This is a genomic window from Kosakonia sp. S42 (genome assembly GCF_016624785.1).
GTDB classification, from domain to species: Bacteria; Pseudomonadota; Gammaproteobacteria; order Enterobacterales; family Enterobacteriaceae; genus Kosakonia; species Kosakonia cowanii.
The window spans coordinates 1-19,837 of the sequence record NZ_JACVTW010000031.1 but is presented as its reverse complement, the minus strand read 5'-3'; the positions used below and the strand labels follow the sequence as shown (position 1 = coordinate 19,837).

The following is a 19,837-nucleotide window of genomic DNA, read 5'->3' as shown; positions in this document are numbered from 1 at the left end:
ATGGTAATTTCTGAAGGCAAAAATATGACTGGCAGAAAATGGCGGATAAGCGATGAGATCTGGGAAAAAATGGCACCACTTATCCCTGAGCACAAAACCAATCATCCGCTCGGTACTCACCGTAAACGCGTTGATAACCGCGCTGCCATGGATGCCATATTCTTTGTTCTCAGGACCGGTTGCCAGTGGAACGCCCTGAACGCCACGGGGATATGTTCATCGGGTTCTGCGCACCGGCGCTTCCAGGAATGGCGTGACGCAGGTGTCTTTGAGCGCTTCTGGCAGAACGGTTTGCTTGCCTGTGAACATCTGGACGGCATTGACTGGTCATGGTTGTTAGTGGACGGCTGTATGACCAAATCACCGCTGTCAGGAACAAAAAAACAGGCCGTAATCCCACGGACAGAGGGAAACAAGGTGTAAAGCGCAGTCTGATGACAGATGCCAACGGACTTCCTCTGTCGCTGGTCGTCGCAGCAGCGAACACGCACGACATCAAACGGGTTGCAGATACGCCCGATGCCCTTCAGACGGGGCGTCCGGGACAAAAACTCAGACTCTGCCTGGACAAAGGTCACTACGATGCAGGCTGGCTGAAAGCATATCTACAGAGCCGCCGCTACGAGCCGCATATCCAGTCCCGCAAAGAAGAGTCTGATGCCAGTAAAAAAACGGACTTGAAAGCCCATCGCTGGGTTGTCGAAAGAACACATAGCTGGATGAATCGCTTTCGCCGGGTCCTGATCCGATGGGAAAAGAAGACCGAAAATTACGAGGCCATGTTGCATTTTGCCTGTGGTCTCATCGTCTGGAATAAAGTCCTAATGGGATAGGCTCTTAGTTTATCGTAATCTTAGTACGTTTGAAAAGGATCTTGGTAGAACACGTGATAGTTTTCGGAAAACATATTTAGTTACGCTTTCATATTATTGGGCTTTAGACTCTGTTAATTGACGATGCTTTAGAATAGAAAATATTTTTTATCTTTTATGAATAATTTTTATAAACATTATCAACATAACACTTTCCGAAGCTGTTGAAGATTAATAGGGCTAATCCTAATTTATAAATAGTTATTGACTGATTCAGATATTTAATAGTTAAATAAATAAACCCCACAATGAGTTCACTAAAATGATTATCATTGATTCAGCTTCGATATTGTTTCTTTTGCTTGTAATCCTATTTGCATTTTGTAAACATTTTTTCTTGATTCGCTCACGTGAATTAGGCCAATCACGCAAAAAAAAACGCTAACTTTCGAAATATTCAAATACTGTTTTAGCGATTTTTTTCAAAAAAAAATCAACAAATATATAGTAGTATATCGTTTTTTGATAAATTTCGCCTACACCTTTTTTAGGCTCGAAATTATTGCGCTAACATATTTTTTGATTAAAATACCAACTACCATTGAACTATTTAATGTTTAAAAAAGATGCATGGTAATATTACCAGTAGATTGATAATAAATACTGTTAGATTATATTGTGCAAAGGTTTACATATTTCTTAGATTACTTTTGCATAAAAACATCTTTCTTATAGTTGCATATATTGAGGCGATTTTTATTTACGCTTTGCATAAATTTTCTTCCGTGAAAAAAACATTGAAAGCGTAGAAAACATCAATTCTAGAGTATGCCGATATTTTTTTCTTTATATTATCTTTATATGAAGATATCGTTTTTTTATTAATTTTTAATAAAGATGAAATTTCAGAATCAGTCCTCTCAAAAATCATCTCTTTCACGATGGAGCCTTCTCTGCGTCCAAGTCTAATTATTCTAATGTATTCACTTAATTTTCCACCAGCAAGGTTGATTAATATATCCAATAAAACATCAACAGAAACCTTATCAGATATAACAATGAATGGTGTATCTACCAAAGTGAAAGGAACAAAATGACCTTTTGTTATAACTAATATGGACCGTTTTGTTTCAAATGGTGCTTTGAAATCAACTTCTATTTTTATGGCATTGTCATTTCCGATTCTTTCAACCAAACTAATCATACCGCTTTTTGTGTATGAACAACAAATTTTGCTGAGCAAAATGTTTATTTTAATTTTCATACCAGTATCTCCCAAGAACTAATGCATCTGTGCTAAAGTGGCACATGAAAAAACTTTAAGAATTTTAATCCTCAATCATTATTTATCATATATACCAAAATCTGTTAACTGAGGATTTTCTTATTTTCAACACATTCATAATTATTTTTCCAAAAAAAATGGAAGAGGTATTTCTTAATTTTTTATATATAGCAGAGGAATTTCTTAATTTTATCTCTATTTATTATAATTTTATTTAAAATGTCATTTGTCCTTTCAGATACGAGAGCATAAAAATGGCATGTTTAAAATGTGTATTTTTTATTATACTTGCCATCAGTTATGGCAATTCTTATGCAGAACAAGTGCAGGAGGGAGGCGCAGCAGGAAGCGATGCATCTGATTATGCATTAGGAAACTCAGAATTAGCAGGAGTTGCCATCGTAACAGCCGTAACTGGCTTGTTACTATTAACAATAAGTGGTGGTGACGAAGGCAATAATAACACAACCACAGCCACAGTGCCTTTCGACAAGCGTTAATGTTAGCCTAATTATTTCCCTTTATTATTACGCCGTTCGCAGGCCTCTCATTTCTGGCCTGCGCTTATGGCGGGGGTTGTGCTGCGCTGGTTCAGGACATCATCCAGGCCACGCCCGGTCTGTCGTTAAGGCCATCACGAGCCCATCCGTGGGCGTGACCTTCATCAAAGCTCTTTCCCGCTTTCGGACGGCGCGAACTTCGTCATCCGGTTAAGGATCGGTCAGGACAATGTTGGCAACGCGATCGCCGTGAACCGACAACATAAGCAGTTGGAACCCTGTCAAGGGCCGCAACCGGTCGAAAAAACAGGCCGCTGGAGGCTACAAACGCGCCCATCGTCATCTGGGAACCATGACACGCGATATTCCGAGCAGGCTTTCGGGTGAAGGGATCGGCGAACGCGCTCTTTATCAGCAAATCCTCTGACGCATGCCGGTAAACATGATCGATATCGATCCGTATCGGCACGTAAGCCAATTATTTCATAGCCATCGCGGAGAACCCGCGATCTTAGAATACGAGCAGCATAATGTGGGCGTTGCTCATCCCCTCGCTTCCGTCCGCGCTTATCCTGATATCCTGCCTCCTTTCAGGGTGTTCTGCACCAGCTCGGTCAGCACGTTAAACCCTTTACTCAAGCCGGTAATGCCGGCGACGATCCAGATACAGCTGCCGGCAAGAAGCGTGATCATGTGCGACAAGTTCCCGGATAATACGGAGCAACGTCTCCGGGTCAGGATTGTCCAGCGTGGGCTACTGCGGCGAGGTGTGGCTGATCAGGTTGTCGTCGTTCCCTTAACGTGCGTGCCCGATATAGTCGGGCACGATCTAAACTGGCAGTGCCGGGCCGGTGGAATGAGGACCAGGAATCGGCAGTATACGCGCTCCTCTTTCTGCCAGAGGCGGACCCATTTGAATATAGCATTTCGTTGACCCCGTGCGTACGGGCAATATCGGCGACACTGACATCCGGCTGGTGGCCAGCTCAACCAGTCTGAATTTGAAATCATTGGAGTAAACGCGGCGGGGGCTCGTTGCGTGCCAGATCTGAGTATCGGATTCCACGAGAGATGTCCGACTGTTTGATAATATGTGCATTTAAGTTAGCGTTTCAGCCCCTTTATCCAAGATGTTGTGGTGGTACGACGCTTACTTCGATCCGGGTTTCTCTGTTAATACTGTGCTCATACGTTATTTTGTACACAGTCACCAGACATCACTTCCTAAAGGTATTACGACGTAACGTTCCAGAAGGCAGAAGCACGGATGCTCTCACAGCAATGGCACCAGATTGTACCCAAGAATGAACAAATGACCGGCATAAGCCATGTAGAAGAATATCGTCAGCATGAATCGCCGGCCGTGGACATTTGTGAACGTACGGACCAGTTTAACATCCGCGGCTGGCAGAAGGATGAGGGCAGGATGGTCAGAAGCGTCATCACTCGGCGCCTGCGTAAAATGCTGACCGTTGAGCACCAGAATCGCAGGCAACCGTCAGGCTACTCACATTGCAGGACAACCGGAGCGGTGAAACCGCCATACCAGCACCTGCACTACTACTCCAGCGAACACGAACAGAATATTGAGGACTTACGCCCTACAAAGACAAAGGGAAAGATCGGCTGCGTGACAACAGCCCACTGAATCGCCACGGGTTTAACAGACACCTCAGAGTCATATAAGATGACTTAAAGAGAGGTGCCCATGAGCGGTAAGCGTTATCCTGAAGAGTTTAAAATTGAAGCTGTCAAACAGGTTGTTGATCGTGGTCATTCTGTTTCCAGTGTTGCAACACGTCTCGATATCACCACTCACAGTCTTTACGCCTGGATAAAGAAGTACGGTCCGGATTCTTCCACTCATAATGAACAGTCAGATGCTCAGGCCGGGATCCGCCGTCTTCAGAAAGAGCTGAAGCGGGTTACGGACGAACGGGACATATTAAAAAAAGCCGCGGCGTACTTCGCAAAGCTGTCCGGCTGAGGTACGCCTTTATCCGCGACAACAGCCGTTGCTGGCCTGTTCGTTTGCTCTGTCGGGTTCTGGATGTCCATCCGGGTGGATTTTATTTCTGGCTTCAGCAGCCACATTCACAGCGTCACCAGACAGACCAGATGCTGACCAGGCAGATCAAACAGTTCTGGCCTGAGTCTGGCTGCGTCTATAGTTATCGCAAGATCTGTCTCGATCTGCGTGATACCGGACAGCAGTGCGGAGTGAACCGGGTCTGGCGGCTGATGAAGCGTGCCGGAATACAGGCTCAGGTTGGGTACCGTAGCCCACGGGCACGTACAGGCGAAGCCAGCATCGTGACACCCGACAGGCTCCAGCGGCAGTTCAATCCGGACTCACCGGATGAGCGTTGGGTGACGGACATAACCTGCATCCGAACCCACGAAGGCTGGCTGTATCCGGCCGTGGTGGTTGACCTGTTCTCCCGAAAAGTTATCGGCTGGTCAATGCAACCCCGCATGACAAAAGAGATTGTCCTGAACGCATTACTGATGGCGGTGTGGAGGCGTAATCCCCAAAAACAGGTGCTGATTCATTCGGACCAGGGCAGTCAGTACACGAGCCATGAGTGGCAGTCGTTCCTGAAATCACACGGTCTGGAAGGCAGCATGAGTCGTCGCGGTAACTGCCACGACAACGCGGTTGCGGAAAGCTTTTTCCAGCTACTGAAACGTGAACGGATTAAGAAAAGGATCTACGGAACGAGAGACGAAGCCAGAAGCGATATTTTTGATTATATCGAAATGTTTTATAACAGTAAGCGTCGGCATGGTCCGAGCGAGCAGATGCCACCGGCTGAATATGAAAACCTATATTATCAACGGCTCAGAAGTGTCTAGGTTATCCGTGGCGATTCACACAGCCATATCCGGTTTGCCCTCTTCTGCTGCCGATGAGGGTTGTGCAGCACATTGAGCGTCAGATGATCACAATAAGGGGAAAGTCATCCGTCCCAGCTCAGAGAACTCCGGCAGCGAATGTGGCAGAAGAATAGGCTTGCTAAATAGTGGGCTTCCATTCTAAAACACTCAATGGCAGCATTTCTGTACTCTCTTCGTTATCATATTCGCTTTGTGGTTCAGCCTGCGCCGTGAGAGAATCAATTCATTCCAGTAATCACAGTTGCGGACATACAATGACTGACAGCGATAGCTTTTCCCTCCACTCCCCTGACATCCCTCAGGCTTCCCGAAAAAAATCCCTGCACAGTCGGCTTACCCGCATCTGCACCATCTGGCCTGACCTCTGGCCGGAGTGGAGGTCATATCATTTTCGTCCGGTAAAAAGGGGCATTATTAAGGACATTCGTGTCTGGCTTGCCGAGCATCCGGAAGCAGAGATTAATTTTACCGATGTTTCAAAGGTATTTAATTTTGTCACATCCCGGCTCGCTTATCAGGAACAACTCACAGAAGGTACAACACGGTCCGGGCTGGATGGACAGCCCGCCGGAACCGTCACCTCCAGCGAAGCGGAATTCGCTGCCCGGCAGATACCGATTATCAGGAAAAAAATAGCTGACGGAGCGCGCAGGCGGGAGCAGACCAGCACCTGACTACCGGCCACGGCATTCCGGGATATAGTGAATATGTGTAATGGATTCCTTTGAGTGACGGGGCGTAAAAGCTGTAATTTCGTAATCATATTGCCACAACTAAGCGCGGGCTAAAGTTTCAGCTTACATCCGACTCACCGGGAGGCACTCGTCACCATATCCCGATAACAGAAAAAAGTTCCACCTTAAGCCAATGCCTTTTTCCGCCCACAGGGCGGGCTTTTTTTATGGACGCTAGTTTTCGCAATGGTCAGATGTGATACCCAATGTGGTGTTTCATCGTGGATATTTTCAATCCATTTCGCGCTGCTCTGGATAAGCTGCCGTTGGCTGACAAAGACCCGGTGTCCCGATTGCATTTTTTTGCGAAAGCAGCGGCTCTTCACACATTATCAGTTTATTGTCCGAAGCAACAATAATTATCCAGCAATTCCGCCTCAGTCCCGTCACCCTTCTGTCGAAATGAAATCCGCATCCTCTCCATAGTTTTCCTGTTTGATATCAGCGCCATAAGTCAGGCAAACCGCTGGGTTACAGATTTTATCGATGACTTTAACTACCACTTTGCGCGATCACCTAAGTATCTGAAGTATCTGCATCGTCCGTCCGGCCTGTTTCCAGACGCATTGGGCGATATTTTTACCTGCAGGATCAGAGTAAGTTATAAAAACGCTGACTTTTCAGTACGGTAAAATCACCTATCTCATTGAACCCTTTGATGCGAACATCCGTATCTCCGGTGAAAAAGTCACTGTATTTAAATACTCTGACGACAGGATCTGTTTCCGTTATGCTCACCGGGAGATGAGCTATCAGGTTTTTAACAAGCTGACCGGTGTGGATCAGAGCAAGATCATCAACAACAAGCGCTTCGGTGCCGTATACGGCTGGCGCGAGAAAATAGGACGAGCAGTAAGCGGTAGGCAAACATTCACGCAGTAAAAGACCGCGCCGGCTGGCCCCGCAGCGTTCGCTCGAAGCGCTGATGGCAACAGATCCAGTGGGAGGCTTTGTCTCAGACCTTAAACATCGATGCCATTCCTCTGCCTGCTTCAGCGGACACAACGCTAAAAGAAGAAAATGACTCAGGAAAAAAGTGATGACCCTGCAGAAACAGCTGCGGGCCGATCTGATGGAGATGTATCTGTCTGGTGACGTCACAGCAGCAGAAGCTGCACAGTCAATGGAAGTCCCTCCCCGCCAGTATCGGCGTCTGATCAGCCGCTAACGCAAATCCGGACGGACAGGCGAGATAAATCTGCGTCGGGAAAAACCCGGCAACTGACTGATAACAGCACTGACATGAATATCAAGGTGTATATCGACACCTAGGATCACGTTTTCAGAAGATTGGCTATTTTTTTACATGATTTACCACCAGATATCGGTAGCCTAGCTACGAGTCAGTCCGACCCGGTTTTTGAAAGTATATTAGGATAAGTATCCCAGCAGTTTCCACGACGACTCTGTCCGGTACCACCATAGTAACTGTCAGAACTACCTGCTTGTACAGTGGTTTCACTGATCGCTATGAAACAATAACACATTATCATTGATAACCGGTCACACAATGCGACCGATTACAATTTAATCTAAGCATAATAAACAATGCAATCATAATTATCAATATAAGGTGGTTTAAAAATTCTCTCTGTAAACTCCCCTACTTTCATCGCTAGGATCAATTGACAATTTGCAGGATAATTTTCTCCAGAAACATTAATTGTATTGCTGCCTGATGCAGTAATGTCAGTTGTTGCTAGTTGAGTTCCATAAGGATCACGGATAACCAACGCAACGCTAATTTTGCTGGTCCAGCCACCAAATCCGCTCCGATCATAATTATATTTGATATAATCAATAATTCCTGATGGGGTACTACCCAGAGGTGTCAGAACAGAATTAATTACCCATACTCCTCCCTGGGTTGGATGTGGACCAGGCCCAGAACGATACCAGCTTCTTAATGCCGCATTTGACTGGGGCTGGTTCACCGCATTTTCTGCTTCGATATGTTGTTTAATTAGCTCGGCTAGCGCTGTATCTTCCTGACCCGGTAACGTTTTGACAAAGGCTACCTCATTGGTGTTGCTGTCAGCGGTGGCCGGAAGAAGAATTGATTTACTCATTTTCAGTGACTCCATTGATTTATCAAAAGAACCTGAACTTGTCATGAAAACATGAACCATACTACTATCCACGCTGCAAATTCGTTTGGCAATAGAAGGATAAAAAGATTTATAAAATTTTGTTTATGGAAAAATGGTTTCAGTATGGCACTTGAGTGGTTGCAATTGATCATAGACTGGTCCCCCTGAATCTTCAGATATTTCAACCCACCTTGAATTAGTGGCTGGTCTTAAAACTAATCATCAGGCTGAATAACCGCAACACTTTCGCCAAACCATGTTTACCTCCCGGAAATGGACCGCCCGTTTTCATAAAATGATGAGCATTTATCAACAACTGCCACATCAAGCGGCACCGATGATTGCGGTTTATCGTGTCGTAAAGCGCCTGCCTTAGACTCTCTACGTTGTTCGCCCACTATCGATCGGCTGATAAACCACTTGCATACTCTGGCCTAACGAGAACGCGTATTCCGGCGGAAAATACCACGATTTTGCACCATGACCAGAATCACTGTTCATTTTGCCAGAATTGGTGTTCACCCGACCGGAATCATTCTTAACGCATTGATTTTTGCTGCTATATCTTTCCCTTTCATTCTGAGGAGAGGGATATGCCAAACAGGAAAATCGCAATGCGTAAAATCCGTGAAATTTTAAGGCTGCGTTTTGACGTCGGGCTACCCTTCCGTCGAGAAGTCAGTGTGCTGATATCAGTACCGACGCTATCCAGAAAATGCTTAAACGCCTTGAGGCCTCCGGAGTCTCCTGGGAGTTGTCTGATGGGATGACAGAGCCCCGTTTTGCCAGCCTGATGCTGCTGTATCCTTCCGCCAGTTTGCCTCTTCTGAACTCTCCCGACCTCAACAAAACCCCTTCTATACCCAATAAACCTCAAGATGCGGGTTTGAGTACCTGAAAGTGATCGTCAATTCTGGATGACAGAGAGCCCGCTATATCCGACAGCGTCTGGTTAAAAAAATCAGATATTGCTTCCCTGAACTCCCGCGTACTGCTGAAGTAGCGATTATTTCGCGCATGTTCGTTCATTAACTTCCACATTCGCTCTATCGGATTTAGATTCGGACTGTAAGGCGGAAGGTAATGCAGCCTGATATTTACCACTTCTGCCCAGTTTTTCACTAACTGCGAACGGTGGTAACCTTCTTCATCCAGAATGACATGGATTTTCTGGTTATAATCAGGATAAACCTTCCGTATCTCATTGAAAAAACGATACGTTATATTCATTAATCGTTTTATATTCGCAGATTAGCGGAGACGCCGGCGCTTTCAGATTCAGCGCCCCCATGATATTCAACCGTGTGCGGCTGCCTGTTGTTTTTACCGCTTTTCTCTGGCCTTTGCGTATCCAGCCATAACTGATTTTAGTGGCCTGAGTCGGAGGGACAGCATCAATAAAAAGAACCGGTTCATCACCCGCAGCTACTTTCAGTTCTTCATAATATTCAATGAATTGTTTTTGTTGCTCTTCACTGAATTTATGAGGAATACCTGACGGTTTTTTGTAGGTGAAGCCGTGACGGTGCAGCCATTTGTTCATTCCCGGCACGCTGAAAACGATGTTCCATGTCCGGGCGACAAACGTAATAACATCGCGGGTATGGTGAAATAAGTTATCAGATAACTTGTTGATTAAAAAGGCCGTTTGTTCCGCATTGAGTTTGCTGTCCGGGCCGCCATTTTCGGGTTTCAGCTTCCTTTTGTTCAGAAATTCACTGATATGGTGGTCAACGGTTGTCTGATGCAGGCGCGAAGCCTGAGCAATCATGGCTGAACGCCAGCCTTAGGAAGCCAGAAGAATGGCTTTAATACGATCCCTGACTCACCCGTCACGACTGGAATCATGAAGGCGCTCAAGTTCAGCTTTTTGTTGGTCAGTGATGAAAATTTTCATGGTGAAAAGCATGATCTCCTGTTGCTAAAAAATCAAGCGTCTTCAATGAGCACGGGTATAATTTCTTATATATCAGGCATTCCTTGTATTCTGAGGTCAACCGACTTCAACCTGCATCAAGTTGTTTTTGAGGGTGCATTCGGGAGTGTAATTTCCCCTTAAAATATCGGCACCCCCACAATGGGAAAAATGTGATATATAACAATGGGTTTTAACAACATCTTTGTTATACAAGGGGTGCGATGGGGATATCAGGCTAGTTACTAGCGGAAATCCCCACGGGAGGATGGATTCATCAAAAGCCGGAGGATGTCATGGCACTAACGGATGTTAAAGTGAAAATCGCGAAGCCAAAAGAAAAGCTTTATAAGCTGGCTGATGGCGGTGGTATGTATCTGCTGATTAACGCTAATGGCTCTAAATACTGCCAAATGAAGTACCGATTTGCTGGTAAAGAAAAGATGCTGTCTATTGGCGTCTACCCCAGTGTTTCACTGGCCGACACGCGCGAAAAACGCAGCGAAGCCAGAAAAATTCCCGCTGCTGGAGGCGATCCGGGCGAAGTAAAGAAAGAAGAGAAGTGGCCCAGCAAATGAGTTTGAAAAACACTTTCGAGGCCGTTTGCATCAGACGAAAGCCGATCGCTGGTCACTGCGCTAACGCGATGAAATCATCGACACCTTTGAAAAAGATAACTTTCCCTACATCGGCAAGCGCCCTATTGCTGAAATCAAACCAATGGAGTTGTTGGAAGCCCTGCGTAAAATGGAGAAACGCGGAGCGCTGGAGAAAATGCGCAAGGTCCGCCAGCGCTGTGGCGAAGTGTTCCGCTATGCAATTGACACAGGTAGAGCCGACTACAACCCCGCTCCCGATCTTGCCAGCGCCTTAGCTACGCCGAAAAAAGGCACTGTTGCAAAGTTCGCGATGAGGTAACTTTTTGTCTGATTAAAATGCTCTACATGTCAAAGACTCTGCTCACCAGACGCATCTCGCCCAGAGGAGCGCCATAATAAAATGCTGACGCCTGGCCTTTGCGTAGTGCTCGCATCACCTCAATACCTTTAATTGTGGCGTAAGCCGTCTTCATTGATTTAAATCTCAGCGTGGCACCGATTATCCTTTTCAGCTTGCCATGGTCGCATTCAAGGACGTTATTCCGGTACTTAATCTGACGGTGTTCAACATCAGGCGGGCATCGACCTTCGCGTTTGAGCAACGCAAGCGCACGCCCATAGGTGGGCGCTTTATCCGTATTGATGAATCGCGGGATCTGCCACCTCTTCACATTGTTGAGGATTTTACCCAAGAACCGGTAGGCGGCTTTGCTGTTACGCCGTGGTGAAAGATAAAATCGACAGTGCGCCCCCTGCTGTCGACTGCCCGGTAAAGATAAGCCCAGCGGTCATTGACCTTTACATACGTTTCGTCAATGTGCCACAGGCAAAGATCGGAAGGGTTACGCCAGTACCAGCGTAGTCGCTTCTCCATTTCAGGCGCATAACGCTGAACCCATCGGTAAATCGTGGAGTTATCGACATTCACATCACGCACAGCCAGCATCTCCTGCAGCTCACGGTAGCTATGCCGTATTTGCAATACCAGCGAACCGCCCACAGGATGATGTCTCTCTGAAAATGCCGGCCTTTGAATGGGTTCATGTGCTACTCCGTCAGCAAATGGAGGCGATAAGTTTATCACCCTCGACTATTTGCAACAGTGCCGTTATGGCCGCGGTTTCTCATTCCACGCCTGACACTCGGCTCCGGGTAGACAGTTCGCCCCAGGATGGACTGTATGCACGCCCCCCGTTCAGTCCGACCGCTGCACACTGTCCGGTAACTATTCACTTGAGTCCAATCCGGAAGGACACGCAAAAGCGCCACTGGCAGCAGCCACTGGTAACAGGATTAACAGAGCGAGTTTGTAGGCGGGGCTACAGAGTTCTTGAAGTGACGGCCTGACTGCGGCTACACTGGAAGGACAGTATTTGGTATCTGCGCTCTGCTGAAGCCAGTTACCATCGGAAGAAAGAGTTGGTAGCTCTCAATTCCGGCAAACGAACCACCGTTAGTAGCGGTGGTTTTTTGTTTACGACTTAGGAGATTACGACGATAGTTAAAGGATCTCAAGAAGATCCTTGTAGATTGCTGCCTACCCATATTCAATCCGGTAAAATCATGAAACTACTCAACTCAATCATCCTGTCATGTTGCTTATTTTCAGCTAGCACACTCGCCGCACAAGAACTGGTCATTAACAATTCAGCCCTGCATATTGTGTTTGCTGACGGCACGGAAGCTAATGTCTCCTCATGTAGTGACTTTATCCCCCTGCACCAGGCAGGTGCAAAAATTAAGGAACTGCCTGACCTGTCCGATCCTGATTTCCAGCAGGCGCACGTGGAGTTCAGCAAATGCCTCATGCATTCCTGGGCTATTCAGAACGGATATACTCAAAAAGCCAAGTCGGCTATTACGCTCGATGCGGTAGTGAAACATTTCCCGGCGACAGCAGATCTCAGCCCCTCCTCTGATAATAAAACGATGCTACAAGCGATACCGGACTTAAAACCGGAAGATGACCGTTTTGTGTCACATACAGCGGGTGAAGGGTATGTGATCGAAGATGCCTGGGCATTCAAAAATTCATCCGGTAAGGAAACAGATTTCGTGATGCTGGCTGGCTATGCAACCGGAGGAACGATGGCTGTCGCCCGTCTCTGGAAAATTGACTCAAAAGCTACAACACCATGGAAAGTCACTAAAATCCAGTCATAAAACATAAAAAAAGCCTCGCAATGCGGCTTTACTTTATTTATGACCAGCAGCGATAAACTGATTGTGTGTGTCCTTGTTACGGGAATCACCGATACCAGTACGATGGCTTTCAGTCGCTGCTTCAGCCCAATCCTTACGATTTACCGCCGCATTAAAATTAGGGAATTCGGAATATAATTTCCCTTCGCCCAAATTATACAACATATCATGCAGTGCAGTTTTAGCTGGCTGCAGGAAGTTGTCGAAGTCTTTATACATATTGCGCAAAGTGGCACGATCCTTCTTCAGCTGATTCATGCTGTCTGCAACCATCGCCTGATCGGAGAGATGAGCCAAGGAATTTTTTTCTCTTTGGTTGCGTTAAACGCATTATCAATATCACCATGACTCGCGCTTACTTCTACATCTTCTGAGTCTCCATGACCACGTGGAAGATGGCGTGATTTAGTAAAGCCCAGATTATAGCCTGCCTGCGCATTTGGGAGCTGCGACCAATACCTACGTCACATTGTTCGCCGTATCTAGGTACATGCTATTACGAGCACCTTCATGACGAATAATGTTATTACGAACCGCTGAAAGGTCTTCTGAAGTAATATCTTTCGAACCAGGAACAGTGATTAGGTTTCGCCCAGTAATGAGACAAAACGATGCTGTAGAAGATACACTACCACCACTTTCATGCCCCCCGTTACCACCACTAAAACTACCAGATCCACTATGCCCATCATTGTAGGGGTCATTTGGTCCCATGTGACCAAATCCACCAAGAGTACCGCTGTTTAAATCTTTGCTCATAACACTTTCCTCTTTGACTTTAGAAATAATAACGCCACAAGAAGCTGTATATATATGGGTCTTACCCTGTTGTGGTGGCCAGGGGCATGATAACGGTATTTTTTTTACCTAAGGTTATCGCCATGGACGAAAAGTCCCTCTATGCCCACATCCTCAACCTCTCCAGTCCGTGGCAGGTTAATTCGATTTCCCTCTATGAAAATGAAGGGGCCGTTACCGTTACTGTCGGTATCGCGGCAAACGCTCAGTTAACCTGTCCGGCCTGTGCAAAAGCCTGCACTGTGCACGATCACCGGCACCTCGACACCTGCCAGTTCACTACGCTGGTTGAAGCAGATGTGCCCCGCGTGATGTGTTCTGAGCATGGTTGTCGACCCTGCCTGTGTCGTGGGCGTGAACCGCCCCGGTAATCCCGGAAACTACACTCTTTGAGAGAGGTAACAAGGATGACAAAACATAACCGATTTCCCCCTGAAGTTCGCCAACGTGCTGTTCGCATGGTTCTGGAAAACCAGGACACGTACAACTCACAATGGGCCGCTATCTGCTCCATTGCCCCTAAGATCGGCTGTACCCCCGAGACATTGCGTATCTGGATACGTCAGCAGGAGCCCGCTGATGGTGAGCCGAATGCGCTGACTACCAGAGAACGCCTGCGTCTGAAAGAACTGGAGCGGGAAGTCCGGGAACTGCACCGCAGCAATGATATTCTGCGTCAGGCGTCAGCGTATTTTGCCCAGGCGGAGCTCGACCGCCACTGGAAAAAATAATGCCGCTTCTGGAAACACTCAGCGGCGAACACGGGGTCGGGCCAGTCTGTCGCGAGCTGGATATTGCCCCGTCAACATACTACTGGCATCACCAGCATCGGAAGTATCCGGAACGGCGAAGCTGCCGGTATAAACACGATGCCGCACTGATACCTGTGATACAGCGGGTATACGAAGAAAACTACAGCGTTTACGGTGTGCGCAAGGTCTGGCGGCAGCTAAAACGTGAGGAGCCAGTGTTGCCCGGTGTACCATTGAGCGCCTCATGAAAGCCCTGCAGATACGTGGGGTGACACGCGGAAAAAATGTCAGAACCACCCGCAGCCGTAAAACTGGGACACCGCAGGATCGGGTGAACCGTCTGTTCGTGGCTGAACGGCCCGATCTCCTTTGGGTGGCTGATTTTACTTACGTCAACACCTGGCAGGGGTTTGCCTATGTGGCTTTCATCATTGATGTGTTCGCCGGTGTCATCGTGGGCTGGCGTGTCTCATCCACGATGGAAACATCGTTCGTGCTGGATGCGCTGGAGCAGGCGCTGTGGGCCAGACGCCCGAGCGGCACCATCCATCACAGCGATAAAGGTTCGCAGTATGTGTCACTGGCATACACACAGCGGTTAAATGACGCTGCATTATTGGCCTCAATAGGCAGCACGGGCGATTCGTATGACAATGCGATGGCAGAAAGTATCAACGGGCTGTACAAAGCGGAGGTTATCCACCGACAAAGCTGGAAAACACGACAGGATGTGGAGCTGGCCACGCTGAAATGGGTGGACTGGTACAACAATCACCGGCTGATGGGACGAACCGGATATATCCCGCCAGTAGAGGCAGAAAAAGCGTATTACGCTTCACTGAATGAGCGGGATGAGGCAGCCTGATCACTCAGGCAAATACTCTCCAGGAAAACCGGAGCGGTTCAGGCGGGGCCGGGCAGCCGATACACTTTGCTGTTCGAATCCTTCGTTCTTTCATGGCTGAAAATCAGCACGGTTGATGCAGTCAGAAAACAGCTCCGTCTCAGCTGGAATGCGGTTGACGGCATCATGATGCGGGCCGTTAAAAGAGGACTTCCCCGGATAAAAAAGCCTTTAGCTGCCCGGCATATGAACGTGGACGAGGTCGCCTTCAAAAAGGGGAATCGTTACATCACGGTTATCTCAGCTCGTGAAGGTCAGGCGCTGGCGTTAACCGATGATCGTGGGACAGAAAGTCTGGCGGGTTACCTGCGCATGCTGACAGATCGGCAACTGGACTCGGTGAAAACGTTCTCTGTGAATATGAATGTCGGTTATATCAGGGCGGCCCGCATCCATCTGCCTGATGCGGTGAGTAAAATTACTTTTGACCGCTTCCATGTAGCGAAACAGCTGGCCGAAGTGGTGGATAAAACCCGGCAGAATGAACATCCACGGATTCCTGCTGACAGTCGTCGCCAGGCCAAAGGCACCCGCCTCCTGTGGCAGTACGGCGAAAAATGGATGACAGAATCACGCCATGAAAAGCTGACATGGCTGCGTGAACAGATGAGCAGACCAGCCAGTGCTGGACGCTGAAAGAGCTGGCGAGAGATATCTGGAATCGCCCCTCGAATGATGAACGTCGTGCAGACTGGCTGCGCTGGATAGCGCTGGCAGAAACTGCGATGTTGCCGTGATGAGAAACGTGGCAAAAACCATCCGCAAAAGACTGTACGGCATACTGAACGCGATGAGGTACCGGGTCTCAAACGGTAATGCGGAAGCCCTGAACAGCAAAATCAGGTTGCTGAGGATAAAAGCGAGGGGATACAGGAACAGGGAACGCTTTAAGCTGGGCGTCATGTTCCACTATGGAAAGCTGAACATTGCGTTCTGAGTAAGTCTCCCACCATGATCGGGGAAGACCCATATATACAGTTAAATCAGGCATTATCCTCAGCCGACAGAAGGGTCAAGAACAAGCGAAGCGGATAAAAAACGCCCACTTCTGACTGGATTTACCATAACACTACTAACACGCCCTGATTCGACAGAAGATCGGTTATGCCGGAAATTTCGGCGGTTGCGGCGTAGAACTCCTATATCCAAACTGCCCCTCATAGAACAACACCGGGATGAAGTACTGCGGCTTAAGGCTTCGATCGGAGCAGGTCTGGTGACACCATCAGTGATACTCAAAAGCTGGCGGCCTCCCCCAGACAAAACCGGCTCAACCAGGCCCTGCGCGAAATGGGATGCATTGAACGCTCTATTTTTATCTGTGACTAGCTGCTTGATACCCGCTTACATCGCAGATCGCATGCCATCCTCAACAAAGGCGAAAGCCGTCATGCGCTTGCACGCACCATTTTTCTTCACCAACTTGGCGAATTCTGTAACAGGGCGGCCGAGGCTATGGCTTACAGGGCATCTGGTCTCAACCTTGTTGTGAATGCAATAGTCTTGTGGAATACGGTCTAGTGGTTTGAGGGGAGTTAAAAGTATGAAATATCGTAACTTATGAGACCGCATATTGGGGCCAAAAAAAGCGGTTCCAAATATCGTCTTTTTGTCATTTTGAGGCCAGGTCGTATCAAAATCGATTTCTGACACCGCTTGGCGTGGTTTTTTACATCAGTGGACCTCGAACCCCGTCTATCTCAGCCGGGCTGTTGATTACGTTCGCAGTCAGGGAATCATCATACCGAGGGTAGTGACCGGGTAGCCGCGATAACTGCCGACAAAACAGGAGGCTACCCGCCAATCTATCCACATTTGCTTAATGCTTCGAGGTAATCTGAGACATTTTGGTCTGTTCGCCGTATAAAACAATGCCAGACGTGTCGATTTTATTTTCCAGCTGACGCAGGTCATAAGCGCTCTGTAGACGCAGCCAGGACTCAGGAGTACTTCCCAGCGCTGCCGCAATACGTATTGCCAGTGGTGGAGTTAACGCTGTTTTACCGGCAAGAAAACGCGATACCGTAGCGGGCGTTACTCCAATATTGAGTGCAAAACGACGACCACTGACACCCATGTCCTCTAAATCTCTGGCAATAATCTCTCCAGGATGGAAAATTTTAAACTGTCTCATTAGTGATAATCCTCATAATTCAAAATGTAAGCATCCCCGTTAATGAACTGAAAAGTATTGCGCCGGTTAGCCCTGACAGTAATAGACCAGTAACCTTCGCGATCTCCTTTCAAAGGATGAAGTTTATAGATTTAGCGGTTAACTCGCCGATTTCATTTGCCGCATCAATAGCTTGTTAACGGTCGTTAATCCTCCCGGCATCCTGCGCCGGAACACCTGAAGTAATACCTTTTTCAAAAAGTTGCTTCAGCCCTTTATGCCTGAATGATTTAATCATCGTGTGATCCGTGTTACATAGTGTGTAATATCATATTGCAATGTTACATGACATGCAATGCTAATGTCACGTCAACAAGTTCAATTGCGTTTACCTGTTGCCATTTGATGAAGTTGGGCAATAGTTTTCTGCAGTTTGTAACGCATTGATTTTTTTTATAAAAGCATGACGACATTGCACAAACGAACGTTTGTGCGTGAAGGTTGAAGGAGAAAAGTTGGCAGTTATCGCAGCTACCCGGTCACTACCCTTACCGGAAGAGCTGTTGTCCAGCGTGGCGCCACTACCGTAGGGTCATATATCGCTCACCGGAGATTACCTGTGGAACGAAATTGACCGCCCCCTTGAACGATACCGGCCAGTTCGCACTAAACGCCTCAATCCAGAGAACTTCATTTTTCCTTAGCGAGTGTTATTGCAGAAATGACCACGGAACCTCTTCATGCCAAAACCGGATGTGAGAACAGCACTGCGAAACCTTGCAGCAGCGTTCACGCATTACAATGAAAACCACCCGCACAGCGCACTGGGATATCACTCCCCGAGGGAATACCGGCGGCAGCGGGCATCGTTAACTTAAGATACAAAAGCTGTCCGGAGATGGCGGGCCAAGATCAGACGAATAAGCCTTGTCAGTCGTTGCCTCCGGGTGTCACGTGCACAACTGCATGCCATGGCCCGTCGGTCGAAGGACTGGCAGGATCGTCGACGCAGGCGCAAGACTGATAATACTGAAGCGCTGGACCGTATCTATACCGTTATCGGCGATCTGCCAACGTATGACTATCGTCGGGTGTGGGCACTGCTGCGCAGACAATCAGAAACTGACGATATGGCGGTGATCAATGCCAAACGCGTATACCGCATCACGCGTCAGAATGCGCTGCTGCCTGGGCGTAAACCGGCAATACCGCCCTCGAAACGGGCGCATACAGGGAAAGTGTCCGTCGGGAAAGTAACCAGCGGTGGTGCTCTGACGGCTTCGGGTTCCGCTGTGATAATGGCGAAAAACTGCGGGTAACGTTCGCACTAAACTGTTGTGATCGCGAAGCCCTCCGCCGGGCTGCCAGCACGGTGAGTTCGACAGTGAAACGGTACAGGACGTCATGCCGGGAGCAGTGGAGCGTCGCTTCGGCAGTAACCTTACGGGAGTGGCTGACAGATAACGGTTCGTGCTACCGGCACGCCAGTTCGCCCGGATGGCAGGACCTGAGCCGGGAAACACGGCAGTATGCAGCCCGGAAAGCAACGGGATGGCAGAGAGCTTCGTGAAAACGATGAAGCGCGACTACATCAGTATCATGCCGAAGCGGTAAAGAACCTTGCGAAGGCCTTCGGACATTACAACGAATGGCATCCGCACAGTGCGCCGGGATACCGCTCGCCGCGTGAATATCTGCGGCGACGGACCAGCAATGATGTTATGGACGCCCCTTACTGAGGTAGTCAGTGCCATACTTTTACTGACTGCATTAATCCGGGAGTAACATCACATGAACACGATCAGAGTTGTTGGTATCGATATTGCCAAATCTGTTTTTCAGGTCTGCGTCTGGATGGATGATGGCTCCGTCGCATGGAATAAAAAAATCTCGCGTTCCAGATTGCAGGATACCGTTCGACAATTTGAACCCGGAACACTTCTCGCCATGGAGGCTTGTTCAACCTCTCATTTCTGGGGAAGAACGTTCAGTGCGATGGGATATTCCGTGAGGCTAATTCCTGCACAACATGTGAAAGCCTTTGTCCGCAGCCAGAAGAACGGTGCCAACGATACGCTGGCAATTTGTGAAACCGCACTCCGCCCCGGTATTCATTTTGTTTCGGTTAAAACCACGGAACAACAGGATATCAGGGCGCTTCGAAACACACGTCAATTGATGGTTGAGCAGAGAACGGCGCTGGCCAACCAGCGCCGTTCTCTGCTCGCTGAATAT

Annotated in this window: 17 protein-coding genes, 10 pseudogenes and 1 other annotated feature; of the genes and pseudogenes, 17 read left to right on the top strand and 10 right to left on the bottom strand. The window is 47.9% G+C overall.

Annotated elements, in window-relative coordinates; all coding sequences use genetic code 11:
* Window positions 1-24: 24 nt before the first annotated feature.
* A protein-coding gene (locus IAE50_RS21740; protein ID WP_200581280.1) for an IS5 family transposase occupies window positions 25-833 on the top strand; the annotation gives its coding sequence in 2 pieces (ribosomal slippage) (window positions 25-375 and window positions 378-833; 807 coding nt in all).
* Window positions 834-1,572: 739 nt separating this feature from the next.
* Here the strand turns inward: IAE50_RS21740 and IAE50_RS21735 are convergent.
* Window positions 1,573-2,076 (bottom strand): LuxR C-terminal-related transcriptional regulator, encoded by a 504-nt coding sequence (locus IAE50_RS21735; RefSeq protein ID WP_200581265.1) that lies wholly within the window; start codon window positions 2,074-2,076, stop codon window positions 1,573-1,575.
* A 275-nt stretch (window positions 2,077-2,351) separates the two neighbouring features.
* On the opposite strand from IAE50_RS21735, the gene yjbE reads away from it, so the two are divergent.
* Window positions 2,352-2,597: an exopolysaccharide production protein YjbE gene (gene yjbE, locus IAE50_RS21730; protein ID WP_200581264.1), complete on the top strand. Its 246-nt coding sequence runs from the start codon at window positions 2,352-2,354 to the stop codon at window positions 2,595-2,597.
* 567 nt (window positions 2,598-3,164) lie between these two features.
* Here the strand turns inward: yjbE and IAE50_RS26160 are convergent.
* Window positions 3,165-3,290 carry a hypothetical protein gene (locus IAE50_RS26160; RefSeq protein ID WP_309228103.1) on the bottom strand — a complete coding sequence of 42 codons (126 nt, stop codon included), beginning with the start codon at window positions 3,288-3,290 and terminating at the stop codon, window positions 3,165-3,167.
* Window positions 3,291-3,864: 574 nt separating this feature from the next.
* Here IAE50_RS26160 and IAE50_RS21725 point away from each other — a divergent pair.
* The 5 genes from IAE50_RS21725 to IAE50_RS26525 all read left to right on the top strand — a co-directional run bounded on the left by IAE50_RS21725 (window position 3,865) and on the right by IAE50_RS26525 (window position 7,397).
* Complete coding sequence (locus IAE50_RS21725; RefSeq protein WP_200581263.1) at window positions 3,865-4,245, top strand: hypothetical protein; 381 nt, start codon at window positions 3,865-3,867, stop codon at window positions 4,243-4,245.
* Between the two features lie 60 nt (window positions 4,246-4,305).
* Window positions 4,306-5,453 (top strand): IS3 family transposase gene (locus IAE50_RS21720; RefSeq protein ID WP_200581262.1). Its coding sequence is split into 2 segments (ribosomal slippage): window positions 4,306-4,543 and window positions 4,543-5,453, totalling 1,149 coding nucleotides; the frame shifts between segments, so codons are not numbered across the junction.
* 296 nt (window positions 5,454-5,749) lie between these two features.
* The gene (locus IAE50_RS21715; RefSeq protein WP_200581261.1) at window positions 5,750-6,169 is read left to right on the top strand and encodes a ProQ/FINO family protein; all 420 of its coding nucleotides are present in this window, start codon (window positions 5,750-5,752) and stop codon (window positions 6,167-6,169) included.
* An 804-nt stretch (window positions 6,170-6,973) separates the two neighbouring features.
* The gene (locus IAE50_RS21710; RefSeq protein ID WP_200581260.1) at window positions 6,974-7,111 is read left to right on the top strand and encodes a hypothetical protein; all 138 of its coding nucleotides are present in this window, start codon (window positions 6,974-6,976) and stop codon (window positions 7,109-7,111) included.
* 157 nt (window positions 7,112-7,268) lie between these two features.
* On the top strand, window positions 7,269-7,397 hold the full coding sequence (locus tag IAE50_RS26525; protein WP_255563716.1) for a hypothetical protein: 129 nt from the start codon (window positions 7,269-7,271) through the stop codon (window positions 7,395-7,397).
* Window positions 7,398-7,761: 364 nt separating this feature from the next.
* Here the strand turns inward: IAE50_RS26525 and IAE50_RS21705 are convergent, their stop codons facing one another.
* The 3 genes and pseudogenes from IAE50_RS21705 to IAE50_RS21700 all read right to left on the bottom strand — a co-directional run bounded on the left by IAE50_RS21705 (window position 7,762) and on the right by IAE50_RS21700 (window position 10,228).
* Window positions 7,762-8,358 (bottom strand): hypothetical protein, encoded by a 597-nt coding sequence (locus IAE50_RS21705; RefSeq protein ID WP_200581259.1) that lies wholly within the window; start codon window positions 8,356-8,358, stop codon window positions 7,762-7,764.
* A 157-nt stretch (window positions 8,359-8,515) separates the two neighbouring features.
* Window positions 8,516-8,716, bottom strand: a pseudogene (locus IAE50_RS26155) (hypothetical protein); the annotation flags it as partial.
* Window positions 8,717-9,192: 476 nt separating this feature from the next.
* Window positions 9,193-10,228 (bottom strand): annotated as a pseudogene (locus IAE50_RS21700) (IS630 family transposase).
* Window positions 10,229-10,530: 302 nt separating this feature from the next.
* Between IAE50_RS21700 and IAE50_RS26150 the strand changes: the two are divergent.
* Window positions 10,531-11,122: pseudogene (locus tag IAE50_RS26150) on the top strand (tyrosine-type recombinase/integrase); the annotation flags it as partial.
* A gap of 52 nt (window positions 11,123-11,174) precedes the next feature.
* Here the strand turns inward: IAE50_RS26150 and IAE50_RS21685 are convergent.
* A pseudogene (locus tag IAE50_RS21685) lies at window positions 11,175-11,707 on the bottom strand (IS6 family transposase).
* A 689-nt stretch (window positions 11,708-12,396) separates the two neighbouring features.
* On the opposite strand from IAE50_RS21685, the gene IAE50_RS21680 reads away from it, so the two are divergent.
* Window positions 12,397-12,996 (top strand): hypothetical protein, encoded by a 600-nt coding sequence (locus IAE50_RS21680; protein ID WP_200581256.1) that lies wholly within the window; start codon window positions 12,397-12,399, stop codon window positions 12,994-12,996.
* A gap of 33 nt (window positions 12,997-13,029) precedes the next feature.
* On the opposite strand, the gene IAE50_RS21675 is transcribed toward IAE50_RS21680, so the two are convergent.
* Window positions 13,030-13,332, bottom strand: coding sequence for a hypothetical protein (locus IAE50_RS21675; RefSeq protein ID WP_200581255.1), 303 nt, complete (start codon window positions 13,330-13,332; stop codon window positions 13,030-13,032).
* 162 nt (window positions 13,333-13,494) lie between these two features.
* A complete protein-coding gene (locus IAE50_RS21670) occupies window positions 13,495-13,794 on the bottom strand; it encodes a hypothetical protein (protein ID WP_234467283.1) in 300 nt (99 codons plus the stop codon).
* Between the two features lie 122 nt (window positions 13,795-13,916).
* Between IAE50_RS21670 and IAE50_RS21665 the strand changes: the two are divergent.
* The 4 pseudogenes from IAE50_RS21665 to IAE50_RS26800 form a co-directional block, all read left to right on the top strand.
* Window positions 13,917-14,188: pseudogene (locus tag IAE50_RS21665) on the top strand (ISL3 family transposase); the annotation flags it as partial.
* Between the two features lie 52 nt (window positions 14,189-14,240).
* Window positions 14,241-15,450 (top strand): annotated as a pseudogene (locus IAE50_RS21660) (IS3 family transposase).
* Window positions 14,519-14,635 (top strand) — a sequence feature (AL1L pseudoknot). (Overlaps the previous pseudogene by 117 nt.)
* 42 nt (window positions 15,451-15,492) lie before the next feature.
* Window positions 15,493-16,426, top strand: a pseudogene (locus IAE50_RS21655) (ISL3 family transposase); the annotation flags it as partial.
* Between the two features lie 225 nt (window positions 16,427-16,651).
* Window positions 16,652-17,007 (top strand): annotated as a pseudogene (locus tag IAE50_RS26800) (Tn3 family transposase); the annotation flags it as partial.
* 301 nt (window positions 17,008-17,308) lie between these two features.
* Here IAE50_RS26800 and IAE50_RS21640 read toward each other — a convergent pair.
* Together IAE50_RS21640 and IAE50_RS21635 are read right to left on the bottom strand one after the other, a co-directional pair.
* The gene (locus tag IAE50_RS21640; RefSeq protein WP_200581254.1) at window positions 17,309-17,623 is read right to left on the bottom strand and encodes a HigA family addiction module antitoxin; all 315 of its coding nucleotides are present in this window, start codon (window positions 17,621-17,623) and stop codon (window positions 17,309-17,311) included.
* A pseudogene (locus tag IAE50_RS21635) lies at window positions 17,623-17,900 on the bottom strand (type II toxin-antitoxin system RelE/ParE family toxin). The gene IAE50_RS21640 and the pseudogene IAE50_RS21635 overlap by 1 nt, the downstream one beginning before the upstream one ends.
* 439 nt (window positions 17,901-18,339) lie before the next feature.
* Between IAE50_RS21635 and IAE50_RS21630 the strand changes: the two are divergent.
* From IAE50_RS21630 to IAE50_RS21620, 4 genes and pseudogenes are all read left to right on the top strand, one after another.
* Window positions 18,340-18,480: pseudogene (locus IAE50_RS21630) on the top strand (integrase core domain-containing protein); the annotation flags it as partial.
* A 93-nt stretch (window positions 18,481-18,573) separates the two neighbouring features.
* The gene (locus IAE50_RS26795; protein ID WP_375287858.1) at window positions 18,574-18,921 is read left to right on the top strand and encodes an IS3 family transposase; all 348 of its coding nucleotides are present in this window, start codon (window positions 18,574-18,576) and stop codon (window positions 18,919-18,921) included.
* Window positions 18,922-19,131: 210 nt separating this feature from the next.
* On the top strand, window positions 19,132-19,341 hold the full coding sequence (locus IAE50_RS26790) for an integrase core domain-containing protein (RefSeq protein WP_375287856.1): 210 nt from the start codon (window positions 19,132-19,134) through the stop codon (window positions 19,339-19,341).
* A 52-nt stretch (window positions 19,342-19,393) separates the two neighbouring features.
* The coding region (locus IAE50_RS21620; RefSeq protein ID WP_200581253.1) for a transposase at window positions 19,394-19,837 on the top strand (444 nt) is incomplete at its 3' end.